Annotated in this window: 10 protein-coding genes; 3 read left to right on the top strand and 7 right to left on the bottom strand. The window is 33.9% G+C overall.

Annotated features, from left to right (window positions below; translation table 11 throughout):
* Nucleotides 1-293 precede the first annotated feature (293 nt).
* Nucleotides 294-1,682: a dihydrolipoyl dehydrogenase gene (gene lpdA, locus N4A45_02380; GenBank protein MCT4664065.1), complete on the bottom strand. Its 1,389-nt coding sequence runs from the start codon at nucleotides 1,680-1,682 to the stop codon at nucleotides 294-296.
* Between the two features lie 563 nt (nucleotides 1,683-2,245).
* On the opposite strand from lpdA, the gene N4A45_02375 reads away from it, so the two are divergent.
* On the top strand, nucleotides 2,246-3,007 hold the full coding sequence (locus N4A45_02375) for a GH25 family lysozyme (GenBank protein MCT4664064.1): 762 nt from the start codon (nucleotides 2,246-2,248) through the stop codon (nucleotides 3,005-3,007).
* A gap of 268 nt (nucleotides 3,008-3,275) precedes the next feature.
* Nucleotides 3,276-4,769, top strand: a complete 1,494-nt coding sequence (locus N4A45_02370; GenBank protein ID MCT4664063.1) for a hypothetical protein — start codon at nucleotides 3,276-3,278, stop codon at nucleotides 4,767-4,769.
* Nucleotides 4,770-5,112: 343 nt separating this feature from the next.
* On the opposite strand, the gene N4A45_02365 is transcribed toward N4A45_02370, so the two are convergent.
* The 3 genes from N4A45_02365 to leuS form a co-directional block, all read right to left on the bottom strand.
* Nucleotides 5,113-6,090: an NAD(P)-dependent alcohol dehydrogenase gene (locus N4A45_02365; GenBank protein ID MCT4664062.1), complete on the bottom strand. Its 978-nt coding sequence runs from the start codon at nucleotides 6,088-6,090 to the stop codon at nucleotides 5,113-5,115.
* 99 nt (nucleotides 6,091-6,189) lie between these two features.
* Entirely contained in the window at nucleotides 6,190-7,980 is a 1,791-nt protein-coding gene (locus N4A45_02360; GenBank protein ID MCT4664061.1) for a helix-turn-helix domain-containing protein, read from the bottom strand.
* 154 nt (nucleotides 7,981-8,134) lie between these two features.
* Nucleotides 8,135-10,912, bottom strand: a complete 2,778-nt coding sequence (leuS, locus tag N4A45_02355; protein MCT4664060.1) for a leucine--tRNA ligase — start codon at nucleotides 10,910-10,912, stop codon at nucleotides 8,135-8,137.
* A 652-nt stretch (nucleotides 10,913-11,564) separates the two neighbouring features.
* On the opposite strand from leuS, the gene N4A45_02350 reads away from it, so the two are divergent.
* Nucleotides 11,565-13,220 (top strand): ComEC family competence protein, encoded by a 1,656-nt coding sequence (locus N4A45_02350; protein MCT4664059.1) that lies wholly within the window; start codon nucleotides 11,565-11,567, stop codon nucleotides 13,218-13,220.
* Between the two features lie 525 nt (nucleotides 13,221-13,745).
* Here the strand turns inward: N4A45_02350 and N4A45_02345 are convergent.
* From N4A45_02345 to N4A45_02335, 3 genes are all read right to left on the bottom strand, one after another.
* Nucleotides 13,746-14,459 carry an autotransporter domain-containing protein gene (locus tag N4A45_02345; GenBank protein MCT4664058.1) on the bottom strand — a complete coding sequence of 238 codons (714 nt, stop codon included), beginning with the start codon at nucleotides 14,457-14,459 and terminating at the stop codon, nucleotides 13,746-13,748.
* A 168-nt stretch (nucleotides 14,460-14,627) separates the two neighbouring features.
* Nucleotides 14,628-16,148, bottom strand: a complete 1,521-nt coding sequence (locus N4A45_02340; GenBank protein ID MCT4664057.1) for a hypothetical protein — start codon at nucleotides 16,146-16,148, stop codon at nucleotides 14,628-14,630.
* Between the two features lie 6 nt (nucleotides 16,149-16,154).
* Nucleotides 16,155-17,417: an adenylosuccinate synthase gene (locus N4A45_02335; GenBank protein ID MCT4664056.1), complete on the bottom strand. Its 1,263-nt coding sequence runs from the start codon at nucleotides 17,415-17,417 to the stop codon at nucleotides 16,155-16,157.
* Nucleotide 17,418: the final 1 nt, after the last annotated feature.

The following is a 17,418-nucleotide window of genomic DNA, read 5'->3' as shown; positions in this document are numbered from 1 at the left end:
TAAGTGGAACTCAGATTGGTTAAGGGTTGGGTTCTCGATAAAAATTTACTTCCGTTGCTCTACAGTAAATTCACTCGAACTGACAACAACGATTCTACTTCTTTTTCGTTGCTCTGCAGCAAATTCACTTCCCGATGGATCGGGACGGAACTGATAGGAAGGTAAAATTGTATTCCTCTGTCAGTTCGAGTGATTTTTGATGTAATGCAATGGGTTTTCGATAAAATTTCTTTTCCGCTGCTCTACAAAGAAATTACTCGAACTGACAGGTAGATAAAAATTGTATTGAGAACTTAGATATGAATCACTTCATCATAAGCGGCGGCAACGGCTTCCATTACGGCTTCACTCATGGTTGGGTGAGGGTGTACTGCTTTCAGTACTTCCATTCCTGTTGTTTCTAGCTTACGTGCTACTACTGCTTCAGCAATCATTTCAGTTACGTTAGCTCCTATCATGTGGCATCCTAACCATTCACCATATTTGGCATCGAAGATTACTTTTACAAAACCATCTTTGTGCCCTGCAGCTGATGCTTTTCCTGAAGCAGAGAATGGGAATTTCCCAACTTTTATTTCATATCCTGCTTCTTTCGCTTGAGCCTCTGTCATTCCTACTGAAGCAATTTCTGGTGAAGTATAAGTACATCCTGGGATGTTTCCATAATCCATAGCTTCTGGATGGTGTCCTGCAATTTTTTCTACACAGATAATTCCTTCTGCTGATGCTACGTGAGCCAAGGCTGGTCCTGGAACAATATCTCCAATAGCGTAATACCCTGGGATATTCGTTTGGTAGAAATCATTTACTAAAACACGACCTCTATCTGTAGCGATCCCTACTTCTTCCAATCCGATTCCTTCTAGGTTCGTTTCAATTCCTACAGCAGAAAGTACCACATCACATTCAATGATTTCTTCTCCTTTCTTTGTTTTTACAGAAACTTTACATCCTTCACCTGAAGTATCTACAGATTCCACAGCTGAATTGGTCATTACTTTTATTCCTGATTTCTTGAAGTTTTTGGTCAATTGTTTTGAAACATCAATATCTTCATTAGGAACAATATTTGGCAAATATTCCACAACAGTTACTTCGGTTCCCATAGCATTGTAGAAATATGCAAATTCAACCCCAATAGCACCTGAACCTACAATAACCATCTTCTTTGGTTGTTCTGGTAAAGTAAGTGCTTCACGGTATCCAATCACCTTTTTTCCATCTTGAGGAAGGTTTGGCAATACTCTTGATCTAGCTCCTGTAGCCAAAATAATATGATCAGCAGTGTACTCAGATTCCTTGTTATCAGCATCGGTCACTACAACTTTTTTTCCCGGTTGTACTTTCCCAAAACCATTGATGACATCGATTTTATTCTTTTTCATCAAAAACTGGATTCCTTTACTCATTCCATCCGCTACGTTTCTTGAGCGCTGGATGATTCCACCAAAATCATGTGAAGCATCGGCTACATTGATTCCATAGTCTGATGCGTGCTTGATATATTCAAAAACTTGAGCAGATTTCAATAATGCTTTTGTTGGGATACATCCCCAGTTTAAGCAAACTCCTCCAAGATTTTCTTTTTCTACAATGGCTGTTTTAAGACCCAATTGAGATGAACGGATGGCTGTTACATATCCTCCAGGTCCACTTCCAATAACTATTACGTCGTATTTCATTGTTCTTTTTTTTGATAATTGAATGATTGTTTTTTCTTCCAATCATTTATATGCGAATGTAAGGATATTTTTTGAGATTTTGAGGCTGTAGAACTTGGTCTTCTTAGCATTTTTCAATTGCTTTTTTCTTTTTAAAAAGGCTATTAGAATGGTAACAAAACAACATTCCCCTTTTTTCGCCCTGTATCAAAGTACAATGCTATGACAAAAATTTAAGTTGCAATTTTTTCATATTCTAAGATCTATATTCTTTTATAGAATACAGTCTGATAAATAGCGGATATGTATAAGCTAGAGAATTCAGATTACCCTATAAAATGGTGGGTATTGAAAAAGTTAACAACAGCTGTAATATTTTTCTTATAATTAATTAATGTTGCATTTTTTGGATTACTGCGTTTTCTTTTGTAGTTTAGAGCCATGATAATCAAAAACATACTAAATATTTTTAAACACAAAACTCATACACCAAGTGTTTTTAGTTATCTAAACATCTTTTGAAAATTGATATATACATGAGCTATTTTCTCTGTGCAAAGGGGAAATACTAAAACGTACAAATTATGAACAAACACATTCATCTCTTAAACACAATAATATTCATTACCATTTTTTCATCATGTGAGCAAATGAAGACAGAATTCAAAAACCATGACAAACCAAACGTCAAAGTGACAAATATAAAACCTAATATTTATGGAATAGATATATCTCATCATCAAAATAATGAAATTGATGTGGTTATTAAAAATAGTGACAGTTTGGATTTTATTATCTGTAAAGCAACCGAGGGCATGACATATATCGACCCGAAATTCACAAGAAACTGGAGAATGATAAAAGATCACGGCTTCATTCGAGGAGCCTATCATTTTTATATAACAAAAGACGACCCAATAACACAGGCAAAATTTTTCCTGAAGACTATAGATAATATTGACTCTATGGATATTCCACCTATAGTTGATTTTGAGGAAGGAGGAATTAATGAATCACAATCAGTTGAAAAAGTACAATCCGCACTTTTATTGTTTCTTAATCATATTGAAACACAATCAAATCGTAAACCAATAATTTACACTGATCTTAATGTTGGAAACAGGTACCTAAACCATTCAAATTTTTCAGATTACAACCTGTGGATTGCAAATTATAGTCAAGCAAAAAAACCGAATCTACCAAAAGCATGGGCACAAAAAGGTTGGACAATTTGGCAAAAGTCGGAGACATACAAAATAAATAATAAAAAGAATGATTTTGATATCTTCAATGGTAATCAAATAGAATTTAAGGAGTTTATAAAAAATAGTAATATCAAGAATTAACTCCACACAACATTAATTTACAGATAGACAATAGCTTACAAATTGTTACAAATCATTTTCAGACAGGTAATAAGAGAATATTTAGAAAGTAATCGGTACTCTCTAAATAAAAAAAAATGTTTCATTTATAAATTCCAAGAAAGTCCGCGAAAGCCACTGGGTTGACTTCCCATGTGATAAACCCAATTTATGGAGTCCAGAAACCAATTAAAAACGGGGCGAAACCTGAAAAGCCATACGAGTAAGGAATATATTAAACATATATATCATGCCAACAACAATACCTTTCGACCCAAGTTTAGTACTTGGTAATGTAGTAGATCCAAAGAAAATTGAAGCACTAAAAAATGTAGCCACTGCCCAAGAGCCAGTTGATCTGGCTCAACAAAAACTTAACTCCCTAATTCTATCAAAGCGAAGTCTAGATATGACAATGCAGGAAATGATAAACATGGGAGTTGGACAGGAAGAATTAAAGAAACTTTCTGATCAGATTGATAATCAAAAAAAAGCCATGACAGAAGCCGCTGTCGATTATGCAAAACAATCTGTTGCTGCTCAGGAAACAATACAAGAAGCAAGAAAAGCTGCTGGTCAGATCAAAATTTCTGAAAATGTAGAGAGTCCGATAGATTACAATAAATCTGCTATAAAAATGATGGGGTTATCCTCGGATTCGATGATAATGGATGCCCAATACTTTAGAAATGAAGAAGAACAAGATGGAAATGAAGCACATTCTAATGCTATTGCTTCTTATATTTCTGCACAAGTAACTTCTGTATTTGGACCAAGTTATGGAGCGTCATTAGGAGGCTCTGCAAAACATACAGTTCTTACTCAAACTTCAAAACACAGCATTCAAGGAACACTTGTTATCACAGCCAATTGTACTCATAAACAATCGGATATGTTTGCTCCTTTCGTTCTGGATCCTGAAAAAGCTATAAGGGCATGGAATGTTTATGTTAAAGATCGCCCAATCAATTCAGATGACGAAAAATCAATGAATGAAGCCCTTCAAGGGAAGGATGCAGATAAAGTGGGGATACATATTCTTTCAGGTCAAACAAACGGATCTAGTTTTGTAGGTATGGTTCATATCTTAAAAACTGAAGATTCAAATAGCTCTCAAAAATCTTCTTCAACATCCTTTGATCTTGAGGCTTCTTTTGAAATGGGTTCTTTCCTTGCAGCTAAAAGTGGTAAATTTGGAGTTGATGGTTCATTTGCTGATTCAATTAAAAGTCTGTTGAGCACTTCTAATCTTCAATCCCATGCTAGCGTTATCACAATGGGGCTAATTCCTTCAATAAAATCAAATGAAATTAAAACAACGGTCTCTACATTAAAGCCATCCGCAACTGAAGTTATGAGTCAATTGGCAGCTATTCAAGGTGCTACTGATACTGACGTTAATACAACTTCTTCTGATGCAGCTAAAGCTCGTACAGGAGAGAGCTTCATGCAACTCAATAATAGTTACATATCTGGTGTTGTATCCAATTTGGGTCAAATTGAGAATGCAAACAATAAGGTTATTGATACAAATTCATTGATGACTGCATTTGATGATTATGTTCAAAAAGCTATAGAAGGTCAATGTGGTGTACCTATTAATTTCTTTTTAAAGCCAATAACATCTAAGCAACTAGCTAAGGCCTGGCTTTATAAATTTAGTCCTTTGAAAGCTTTGGGTGTTAGTTCAGGCGATGATGAATCAAAAAAACAAAATGATGAAAATCCTACAGACAATAGCTAGACTTAGACTAAGATTACTATGTGTAAATTGCTTTATTCCTCTTTTCTAAAGAGAAAGAAAAGCAGAATAAGCTTTTACTATCTATCATTACTCAAATATTTTACTGTTCGAATAATGGGTTTAATGGTCAAAAATACTTGGTAAAATCATTGGCAAGCCTTGATTTTATTGATTAAACTTAAAGTTTATTGAAATTAATTTCAATAAACTTTATTTATATTATCACCTTATTATTTACTATTTTATGCACTTATTCCTATTACTTGCTGAAATAGTATTACTTATTCCTATCAAAAAATTAGCATCAGATATACCACAAGAATATCGCATCAATAAACAACAATTAACTACCAAGCAACAAAACAACATTCCCCTTTTTTCGCCCTGTATCAATATAGCGGTGGGCATCACTGATCTTTTCTATTGGGTATTGTCTATCGATAATGGTTTTTAATTTTCTTGCCTCAAATATTTTGACAATTTCCTGCATATACAAAATTAATTCTCGATCTTTTTTGAGTCCTGTTGCAGAAAAAATTACTCTTTTTTTCTTGGGATTTTTTCTCAAAATAGAGGAACACAAAATTCCAAAATCCAAAACGGGGGTCATTAGTATTCCCTTATCGGTCAATTGGTTTTTCATCATCGAAAAACTCAAATTTCCCACTGTATCATAAATAATATCATATTTTTCAAGAATTTTTGATACATCGGTTTTTCGATAATCGATTACTTCATCTGCTCCTAATGACACGACCAAGGATTTGTTTTTGGCACTACAGACTGCGGTAATATGAGCTCCGTAATATTTACCTATTTGAATAGCTGCCATTCCTAAACTCCCCGAAGCCCCATTGATTAAGATAGATTTGCTAGCATTCACCTCTCCCAATATCTTTAGAAAATTGTAGGAAGTAACAGGTCCATCCCCATAAGTGGATGCTTCAGAAAAATCAAGATTTTCAGGCTTTTTTAACACCAAAGAATCTTCTGAGGTACACAAATACTCGGCTTGACAATCGTATCGACTGGCAGATTCGCCAAATACCTCGTCGCCTACTTTGAATAGGCTAACTTGATCTCCGACAGCTTCTATAACTCCCGAAAAACCAGCACCGGGAACAGACTTGCTCGGTTTTATCAAACCCGTAAACAATCTACCAATAAGTGGTTTACCTGTACGCATCATGGTGTCAGCTCTTGTGACGCAAGCGGCTTTTACTTTCACTAAGATTTCATTAGATTTTGGTTGTGGTTTTGCAATCAATTTACACTCCAAAACATCTGGAGAACCATAACCTGTGGCAACAACTGCTTTCATATCCATATCTTTTTTTTTACAAATATGGAGATTAATAAAAGCGCCAAAGTGTGATATTATAATAGTGAACGTGTTTTTATAAAATATATTTAAGTTCGTCTAAAACGTGTTTTTATTATTCATCAAGAATTCTTTTGGTGTGCAGCCCTTAATTTTCTTGAAAAAGGTATTAAAAGAGCTTTTAGAATTAAATCCACTTTCAAATGCTAATCCCAAAAGAGAAATATGCTGATTCCTTGTATCTTTTGCCAATTTTATAAATCGTTCTATTCGATATTCATTCACAAATACATTAAAGTTCTTTGCATAATAATTGTTGATTAACCAAGATAATTGGTTTGGGTGAATGCCTATGTATTGAGCGGTATGACGTAATGACATTTTTGGATTTAAAAAAGGATCTTCTTCTTGCAGATAGGACTCCAGTTTTAATCTTGCATTTTCTGTTTCAGATTCAGAAAGCAATTTTTTCACTTTTTCATTCTCTAAATCCTCCACCGCAGAGAACAACAATTTATGATACTCTTTATATCGTATATCTGCTGAAAGTCGACTACCAAAAGTATCGCCAAAATAAATCAAAACAATTGGAGATTGAATCCTTATTAATTGATCCAACCAATCAAATGCTTCATCATAATAGCCTTGCAATACCTCAGTCAAAAACCAATAACTGTGCTCTTGATGAGCCAAATGATTTTGAGAATCCTCTTTGAGTTCTTGAAGGGCTTTTTGAGTATTTCCTTTTTCATCCAGTAGAATATATGCCAAGCATTTGAGTCCTTTTATATCTCCCAAAACTTGTATTTCCGATGGCATTTTATTGATCCAATCCAACATTTCTTGAGCTTTATTAAGTGCCAAAAGTGTAAATCCTTTTTGGAAATAAGCTGGAATATTATGAGGATTATCATTCAAACATTGATTAAAGCCTTTCAAAGCTTTGTCAAACTCATTGTTTCGGTAATGCAAAAATGCTTGATAAAAAAGATTCTCTGAGCTAAATGGATCACAGTCTTGAACCTTTTCTAAATATTTATATGCCAAATCGCATGCTCCTGAAATAGAATACAAAAAAACCAAAAATTGTAAGGCTTCTGAATGATTAGACTGTAGTTTTACCGCTTTTTTTGCGTATCGCAAAGAAGAAGCAAAATCCATTTTATCGAAAAAACACACATTCGCTAAAATATAATAAACTCCTGCATGATTTGGATCTATTTGCTTTGCCATTTGCCCATGAAGGTTCACCTTTGCCCAAGCTTCTTTGATATTCATAAACCGAGTAACTGCTAGAAAACTATACGCATCAGCAATTCCTATATGAGCTTCTATATATTGTGGATTACTGTCCAAAATTTCTTCAAAGAGCACAATAGATTCCAAAACGCCTTGTGGGTTCCATTGGTTGGATTTATTTTTTGCTTCTAAATAGATTTTGTGCAACTTTAGGTCTCTTTCAGGGTGTTCTAAAAAGTTATTTCGAATTTCAAAATGACCTATTTGTTCTTGAAGTTTTTGGGCAATTTCTTCACTCAGTTCATCTTGAACTCTAAAAAAATCATCTATTTTTCTTTCCCATATATCTGACCAAAAAAGAAAATCTTCTGAAGCCTGTACCAAACTAGCACTCACTTTAATTCTTCCGTCTAAAATCTGAATACTTCCTTCTAGTACAACCTTTACCCCCAATTTTTTTGATATTTCATCCAATGGAATATTTCTATTCTTATAATAAAAAGATGATTGTTTAGAGGTTACTTTTAATCCATTAATTTTAGACAAATTGATGATTAAGTCTCCAGTCATACTATCGACCAAAGACTCATTTTGACCATCTGGACTCAAGTTCACAAAAGGTAAGACAACTATAGAAATGATTTGTTCCATGATTTATCAAAGATAAGGTCATTTTTTAAAAAAGATATTACAAAGATAAAAGCATAAAAAAACACTTTAAAATTCAATAACTTTAAAGTGTTTTAGCATACAATAAAGATAGACTGGTATTCATTCCACCTTTTAAATTGTTATTAGAATGGGTTTACCCAATCACAATATTCACCATCTTATTGGGTACAACAATAACTTTTCTCACTTGTTTGTCGCCAATATAATTTGGAGTTTTTTCGTGTTCTCTAGCGAGTTTTTCTACTGCTTCTTTGCTTAATCCAGCTTCCACTTCTAACTGAAACCTCACTTTACCGTTAAAAGCAACCGCATATTTTGCTGTGCTGTCTTTTGTGAGTGCCTCTTGGTACACTGGGTATTCTGCTTGATGAACAGAATGGGTATTTCCCATTTTTGCCCAAAGTTCTTCTGTAATAAAAGGAGCAAAAGGAGCCATTACGACTAATAATGGTGCTAAGATGGCTTTTTTATTACACTTCAATTTCTGAAGATCATTAGTGGCGATCATAAAAGTAGAAATCGAGGTATTGAGTGAAAAAGCTTCAACATCTTGCTCAATCTTCCCAATGGTTTTATGAAGTATTTTTAGTTCTTCGGCAGTAGGTTCTGCATCCGAAACTTGGAATTGCTCACCTTCATGATAAAGTCTCCAAAACTTCTTTAAGAAATTTGAAACTCCTGAGATTCCTTGAGTATTCCATGGTTTTGATTGATCTAGAGGACCCAAAAACATCTCATACATTCTTAAAGTGTCTGCTCCATGATCGAAAATAATATCGTCTGGATTAACCACATTGTATTTCGATTTAGACATCTTTTCTACTTCTGAACCACAAAGGAATTGACCTTTTTCATTGAGAATAAATGTAGCATCTGCCAAATCTTCTCGCCAGTTCTTAAAGGCTTCTGTGTCTAACACATCGTTCTCCACCATAGCCACATCTGCATGAATGGGTGCGGTATCGTAATCATCCTTTAAATCATAAGACACAAACTGATTGGTTCCTTTAATACGATGAGCAAAACTTGATCGTCCAAGAATCATTCCTTGATTAAACAATTTTTTGAAAGGTTCATCCATTGGAACCAAGCCTAAATCAAATAAAAATTTTGTCCAAAATCTAGAATAAATCAAATGTCCTGTGGCATGTTCTGATCCTCCTAAATAAAGATCGACCTGTTGCCAATAATCCAAAGCTTCTTTTGAAGCAAATTCTTCGGTATTGTCTGGATCCATATAACGGAAAAAATACCAAGACGAACCTGCCCAACCTGGCATGGTGTTCGGCTCTATTGGTAGTCCGTTTCTTTTCCAATCCTTATTTCTAGCCAAAGGCGCTAGTCCTTCAGCAGTAGGTTTATATTCATCTACTTCTGCCAAAATCAATGGAAGTTCTTCCTCTGGAAATGGCTTAGGCATGTCGTTTTCAATATACATAGGAATTGGTTCTCCCCAATAACGCTGGCGGCTAAAAACAGCATCTCTCAAACGGTAATTCGTTTTCCATTTTCCAATTCCTTTTTCGTTAAAGATCTTTACAATTTGTGAAGCACCATCCTTTACTTTTAGCCCATCAAAATCTCCTGAATTTACCAAAATTCCATTTTTACTTTCAAAAGCTTCTTCTAGCAAGGTTGCAATACTTCCATCCGCAGAAATAACTTGTTTTACAGGAATTCTGAAATGATTAGCAAAAGCAAAATCTCGAGAATCATGAGCAGGTACTGCCATCACGGCACCCGTTCCATAAGAACCTAAAACATAATCTCCTACCCAAATTGGGATATTTTCACCCGTAAGTGGGTGCTTAGCAAAAGCCCCTGTGAATACTCCAGAGATATTTTTTACGTCGGCCTGTCTTTCTCTTTCAGATTTATTTTTGGCTTGAGTGATATACGCTTCTACTTCCTTTTGATAATCCTTGGTAGTAATTTTTTCTACCAATTCGCTTTCAGGAGCCAAAGTCATAAAGGTCACTCCAAAAATGGTATCAGGTCGTGTAGTAAACACTTCTATCTGTACATCTTCGTGTCCATCTACATCAAAAATAACCTGAGCACCTTTCGATTTTCCGATCCAGTTTTTCTGTTGCTCTTTTAGTGAATCTGTCCAATCTACTTGATCCAAACCTTGTAAAAGTCTATCAGCATAAGCAGATACTCTCAAAGACCAACCCCACATTTTTCTTTTTTCAACGGGATGACCTCCACGCTCCGAAAGCCCTTCCTTTACCTCATCATTTGCTAATACTGTTCCCAAAGCAGGACACCAGTTTACATAATCCAAAGATCGAAATGCGAGTCGGAACTGCTGAAGAATATCTTCTTGCTCTTTTTCAGACATAGATTTCCACTCTTGGGCAGAAAATTGTCCTTCAAAACTTGCATTAGCAATAATTCCTTCACTTCCATTCTCTTCAAAATGAGCGATTAGCTCTCCTATCGACTTCGCCTTTTTAGCTTTGGCATCATACCAAGATCCAAAAAGTTTAAGAAAAATCCATTGGGTCCACTGGTAGTATTTTTCATCACAAGTTTTGAATGAACGGCTCCAGTCAAATGAAAATCCGATTTTATCCAATTGCTCACGATATCTTGTGGTATTTTTTTCGGTAGAAACTGCGGGATGTTGCCCTGTCTGAATAGCATATTGCTCAGCAGGAAGGCCAAAAGCATCATAACCCATAGGATGAAGTACGTTAAAACCTTTCAGTCTCTTGAAACGTGCATAAATATCTGAAGCAATATACCCTAATGGATGCCCAACATGTAATCCTGCACCAGAAGGATAAGGAAACATATCTAAGACATAAAATTTAGGTTTATCAGATTGGTTTTCTACTCGATAAACTTGGTTTTCTTCCCAAGTTTTTGACCATTTCTTTTCAATTTCTCTAAAATTGTACTCCATCGTTTTTGAAGGTTTTTTTATTTGGATGGCACAAAAATACAAGAATTTAAAAGGAAATATATTTTCCAGTAGAATTTAGCTAAAAAAAAAATCACACCTGGGGCAGAATTTTAAAAGTGCTTAACAACAAAACCTAAAATACACTTAAATAAACTGATCCTATCAGGTGTGATAAATTATTTCAACATGCATATACACACGCTTAATCAAGCGTTTAATACTACAGGTTTATAAAATACTTATTACAAAGAAAACAATGGTTTTCTATAACTATTCATAACAAATCTATGGAAGAATCTCTATTATAGATAACATTACATTGAAATTCAATGTTAAAAATTGCTTTCATGCTCCATTGAATCGTTTTTAAAGTAGATTTCATAACTTTACAAATAACTGTATTACAATGCCATCAATATTTAAAATTATCTTTTTTTACACAATTAGTATTATATTTTGGACTAATTTTCCATTGCAAATACCTCAAGTATGGATTGGCTTGTTCTTGATCATTTTGACTGTACTCTTCGTTTTTTCGAAGCAAATTATCATACTTTTTATCAGTTTATTTTTCTACACAGGCTTAGCAATTCCACAAAAAACACCCATTATCCCCTCCAAAACAAAATGTATTTGTACCATTGAAAAAGTGGTGTCCAAACCAAAGATTACTTATTCTTTTGCACAGTGTGAGGATTCCCGATTAATCATTTATTGGAAAAATCATTTACCAAAAAGCACGGAACGCTATCAAATAACAACTCAACAGCGTGAAATAAAAAATAGAAACCTTCCAAATGAATTTTCATTCAAAAATTATTTGACCAAAAAAGGCATCTATTATCAAATGACTATTCACGATTCTACTCAGTTCGCTTTAGTAAAAAGTGAAACAAATCTGGCATCATTCAAAAGGGATATTCAAAATTTTATTCACGCTCTTTGGGAAAAAAATCTTCATACAGAAACTGTTCAACTTCTTGAAGCAATTTGTTTTGGAAATAAATCGGCAATGGATCAAGCGAGTATTTCCAATTTTCAAAAACTGGGACTCATGCACCTCATTGCAATTAGCGGTATGCATGTAGCAATTATTTATCAGTTGATTATTTTTATTCTTTCTCGATCTTGGCTCTTTGGTAACAAATATCGATGGATTAAAACAAAACATCTTATCACTGTCCTGATTCTGTTGTTTTATGCTTGGCTCTGCAATTTTTCACCCAGTGTTCTAAGGGCAATTTTCATGTTTTCGGCTTTGTTTTATTCCTTTCATCACCGTCGCCCCATTTCCTCCATCTATATCTTAATTATTTGTGGTGGAACTGTTCTATTTTTTGATCCATTACAGCTTTTTGATATGGGGTTTCAATTTAGCTATTTGGCTACTTTTGGAATTCTAATTGCGTTACCTTTTGTAAAAAGGGTGGAAAAACTCATTCCCAATAAAATTCTAAAATTTTTAGTGATAAGCACGCTCATCTCTTTAGTTGTTCAATTGTTTTTAATTCCTCTTTTACTCTTTTATTTCGGGCAATTTCCGCTGTGGTTTTGGCTCTTTCAGATTCCAGCCTTACTTTTGGTTACCGTTCTACTGGTGGGTGGTGTATTGAGTATTTTATTCTTACAAATACCCATTTTAGATAGAGTAATTTCTACTTTGTTGGATAAACTTACTCATCTGTTAATGGCTTTATTACATTTGGGTGAACAACTTCCTTTACATTTCTTAAACTTTAGGATCAAATCAGAATTTACAATAGTATTCTACTACCTTATTCTTTTTTTACTTTTTCAATTATTGGTCAAATTTGACTTTAAAAAGGTAAAATGGCTGATTATTACTTTTGCTATTTTCATAGGTTATCATACTATTATCGATAAACTCAACAGTAATATTCCTTTACATTTTAGTTATTTAGATCAAAAAGGGCTGATTATAGGGATCGAAAAAAAATATAGTATGACTTTAATTTCTAATTATTCATTGGACAAAAATCAAAAAGAGAAATTTAAGAATTATGCTCGCTATCAAAACAGAACACCTTTTTTTAAGGAACTAAAAAGTACGAAAGAAGCTGCTGAATATGAAAAATTCAAAATTAACTCTCAAGATGAACAAGCACAGACAATCTATTTTTTCAACTATTGCAATGAAAATTTGACACAAGATTTCCCGATCATTTTCCAGAGTAATCATTCAAAATTTTGTATTTCAAAAAATTGGAACTTCAAAGAAACAAGCTCTCCGGTGTCTTGGGGATACACAGAATTAAATCCTCAGCATTCTATTATTTATATAGAGTAGCAATATTTTTTATGACATTATAACTTGCAGTGTTAGTTTATACCATTTATGGTGTTAATTTACTCATAGGTATAATGTCGATACATTGCTAAAAGCCAGTTATGAACGCAGTGAAATTGGACTTCACCTTTTTGTCTAATGCCGATATATTGGTAAAAATAAATTACGAACGAAGTGAAGTAAGTGATTATTTAACAAATAATCGGTATAAGTGGGTAATTTTAGCAAGTAATCGGTATTACTCACTGGAATAAGCTCTCCAAGGGGGAATTATACCGTTTACGATGTTCACTTACTCACTGTTTTAGCTTCTTTTTCGGGGTATTTCGTTGTGCAACATCCCCCTTTCCCCCTTCAAAGGGGGCTTATGAGTAAAATACCACCGTAGATGATATACAACGTAAACGGAATTAGATAATCCCTTAGTAAAAAACAATACCATTTATAAAACAGCAAAAAGCCCGAATGCAGTGCATTCGGGCTTTTGTTTTTAAAGGTCTCTTTAAGATTTGTAACTTCTATAGACTAGAAGAACAAGCTAAAGTTTAATCCTAATCTAAAGTTAGTTCCAGAGAAATCTCTGTCAATTACTTTATAAGTATTCTTAATATCATCTTCGTTTCCAGCTCCGGTAACGTTGATATCTCTATCATATACTTTTTCTGTACCTGACTGAAGGTTAAACTTTACGTAAGGCTCAAGTGCAAAGTGCTCTTTGAATACCAAAGTATAACCAAGACCAAGATCTAAATCCATAGCAGAACTTGTCAAGTCAAACTTTTCTTTCTTGTTTGACACTGCATACAAATCGTTTCCACTTGCATCTTTTACAGGGTTGTTATTTGCATCTAATACTTGACGTGACTTAGTAATGTAGTCTAAATGCTCATTACTCGTGTTAGTGTTTGAAACACCAAGCTCTGCAAATACGTTGTTTGAAACATAGTAACGAACAAAAGCACCTAAAGTAGATGAAGAATTGTTCAATTTTTTGTTAGGACCTGCTTGAGATTGATCGTCATTTGATTCACTCGAATTGCTAGAAAAGTTAACTATTGCACCAATAGCTACTCCATCTTGCACGAAGAATCCGATTCTTGGAGAAATCTCCAATTCAGTAATTTTTGTTTCAGCTAAATCACTTCCTGCACCTAACAAGATAGTTCCTTTTCTTGTTTGTGCGTCTGCTGAGAACGAAAATGCTACCAAGGCAGCAATAGATAAAACTAGTTTTTTCATAATTTAATGTGATACTTTGTTTAGTTTCTTTAGTTAATAAAGCAAATTATCTCCCTCTTTTCAAGTTGTGAATTTAGTATTTTTTTTTAAACTTCCTAACTTTTCTTTCATTTAATTTCCATTTTTTTAAAAAATCGTTGATTATAAATTAACCTTGCAATCACTCGTTTACTTTTCAAGTCTTTTAAAATCAAGCCTTTTTACTTGTAATTCTGGAAATAATTGAAATTTTGAAAGATATTTGTTTTTTTCGTTGATTTTTTGACTTGGAGTTACTTTCCCTTCAATCTCCATGAGCATTTGTGCTTCCTTTAGTTCTTTTTCTTCGAAAAATAGGTTCAATTCTGCCCCAGACATGTAGTGTAATCCCGTTATTTCTTCTTTTTCTTTGATACAAAATAGACTTTCTACATTTCCAAAAACCCAAGAAGATTGAATCCTGTTACTATCCATATCTATTCGCATCATTCTACCTTTTAATTGAGAATATAATTCTTTTAAGGAATCTTCTGTTTGAATCAAGAACACATGTCCATCTAAAAATAGACTATCAACCTTTTCTTCTTTGAATAAAAAAATGATTTGATCAGCTTTCACTTGCTGCCCATCCATCCAAGCTATTGGATCTTTATGAAGATACAGTTTCTCTTTATTTTTATCCAAAAACATAGAGTCAGCAATACATTGTACATCTTCTCTCAGTAATTTCACATTCGGAAAACAGGTGATCTCTATATCTTCTTTTTTGTTAAAGTAAAGTGTATCTCCTTTTATAAAAGTAGTATCTTTTATATTTTCCACTTGATATAACAATACATCCTCATAAGCAATTCCACTTTCTTGTTTCTGATTCAACTTCAAGAAATGGCTATAAAGATGAAAGTTCTCCTTTCGATCATATACATATATATTATCCCAGGCATAAAGAATACTATCTTTTGTGAAGATATTAATAGAGTCTGAAATGACATCATAATTATCATATTTTGCTTGGATATTTCCTCTTCCGATAATCAGATCTTGAGATGCATCATAAAATAGGTAATCCATTTTAGCATCCAAACTGTCATTATATATATGTATGTTTCCGTTTTGTGTTAAATTGGAGGTATTCACTTCGTAACTCAAAAAATCTGAAACAGAAGTTTGATCTGGATTTTTAGCATTTACGTTTTTTTGGAATTCTATTAAGTTCTCTTGCATTAGAAAAACACCTTCCGTACTTCTTATCGAATCTTGATTCTGCACCACCAGACCTCCCTTGGTATATTCTGCACGTTCTTCTTGAATATGATATTCTATTTCATCAGTAAAAAGATACACGGTGTCTTTTCTGAGCACTACGGAGTCATAGGCTTCTATCCTTTGTTCTTCTTCATGATAAATAATTTCTTTACAGAAAATATCTACTGAATCTCCTCTTTTTATATGGATATCACCATAAGCTTTAGCCAGTTTTCTATCTTCAAAATACACCGCCGAATCACAGTAAAAAAGGGTTCCCTTGTGTAATAATTGGATATTCCCAATGGAAAATTGGGTTGCTTCAGGATTAGAAACATGATAACTTTCTTTGGCTGAAAGGATTTCTAATGCTTCTTCCTCTTGTGCAAAACAAATATTGCTCTTCACTAAAAAAATGAAGAGCAATAGTATAGCAGATTTTATGGTAGTTTTCCCTAAAATCATATTTTATTAACGGTGTATCGTTTGCTTTCTATCTGGACCTACAGAAACTATTTTTATTGGAGTTTCTAGTTCTTTTTCCAAATAGCTTACATAATCACAAAGTTCTTGTGGCATTTCTTCCATTGTCTCAGACTGAGTTAAGTCTTCTTTCCAGATAGGTAAATCAATATAATTTGGACTCAATGTTTCTTCTATAATATAAGGGAAATCTTCAGTTCTTTCACCTCTGTATTGATAAGAATCACATACTCTTAGTGTTTCAAACCCTGAAAGAACATCTGCTTTCATCATCATCAACTGAGTTACTCCATTGATTTTTATGGCATATTTTAATGCAGGAAGATCGATCCAACCACATCTTCTTTCTCTTCCTGTTGTGGCTCCAAATTCATGACCAGCTTGGCGAATTTTTTCTCCTAGCTCATTGTCTAATTCTGTTGGGAATGGTCCCGAACCAACACGGGTACAGTATGCTTTAAAAATTCCGAATACATCCCCTATTTTGTTTGGAGCAATTCCTAAACCTGTACAAGCTCCTGCCGTAATTGTGTTAGAAGAAGTTACAAAAGGATAAGTTCCAAAATCAATGTCTAACATGGTTCCTTGTGCTCCCTCCGCCAAAATCTTTTTTCCATCTTTCATGGCTTTTTCAAGATAGTGCTCACAATCTATAAACATCATTTGCTTTAGGAATTCAATAGCTTCCATCCAAGGTGTTTCGAGTTCTTCTAGCTCAAACTGGATATCATAATGTTTCAAAATATCTAAATGCTTCTGAACCAAAGCTTGATATTTTTCTTTAAAATTTGGAAGTTCTATATCTCCTACACGAAGTCCGTTTCTTCCTGTTTTATCCATATAAGTAGGACCGATTCCTTTTAGGGTTGATCCTATTTTTGTTTTTCCTTTTGCTGCTTCAGATGCCGCATCTAGCAATCTGTGAGTTGGCAATATTAAATGTGCCTTTCTGGCAATCAAAAGTTTTTTTGCAAAATCGATATTGAAGGGTTGAAGATTCTCGATTTCTTTTCTAAAAATCACAGGATCAATAACTACTCCATTTCCGATCACATTGACTACGTCATCATGAAATATCCCAGAAGGAATAGTATGCAATACATGCTTTATTCCATCAAATTCTAGTGTGTGTCCTGCATTTGGACCTCCTTGAAAACGGGCAATGATGTCGTAATTACGACTTAAAACATCGACAATTTTTCCTTTTCCTTCGTCTCCCCATTGAAGACCTAATAGTACGTCAACCGCCATT

Source organism: Flavobacteriales bacterium (assembly GCA_025210805.1).
Taxonomy (GTDB): Bacteria; Bacteroidota; Bacteroidia; order Flavobacteriales; family CAJXXR01; genus JAOAQX01.
This window is presented reverse-complemented; position numbering and strand designations above follow the sequence as displayed.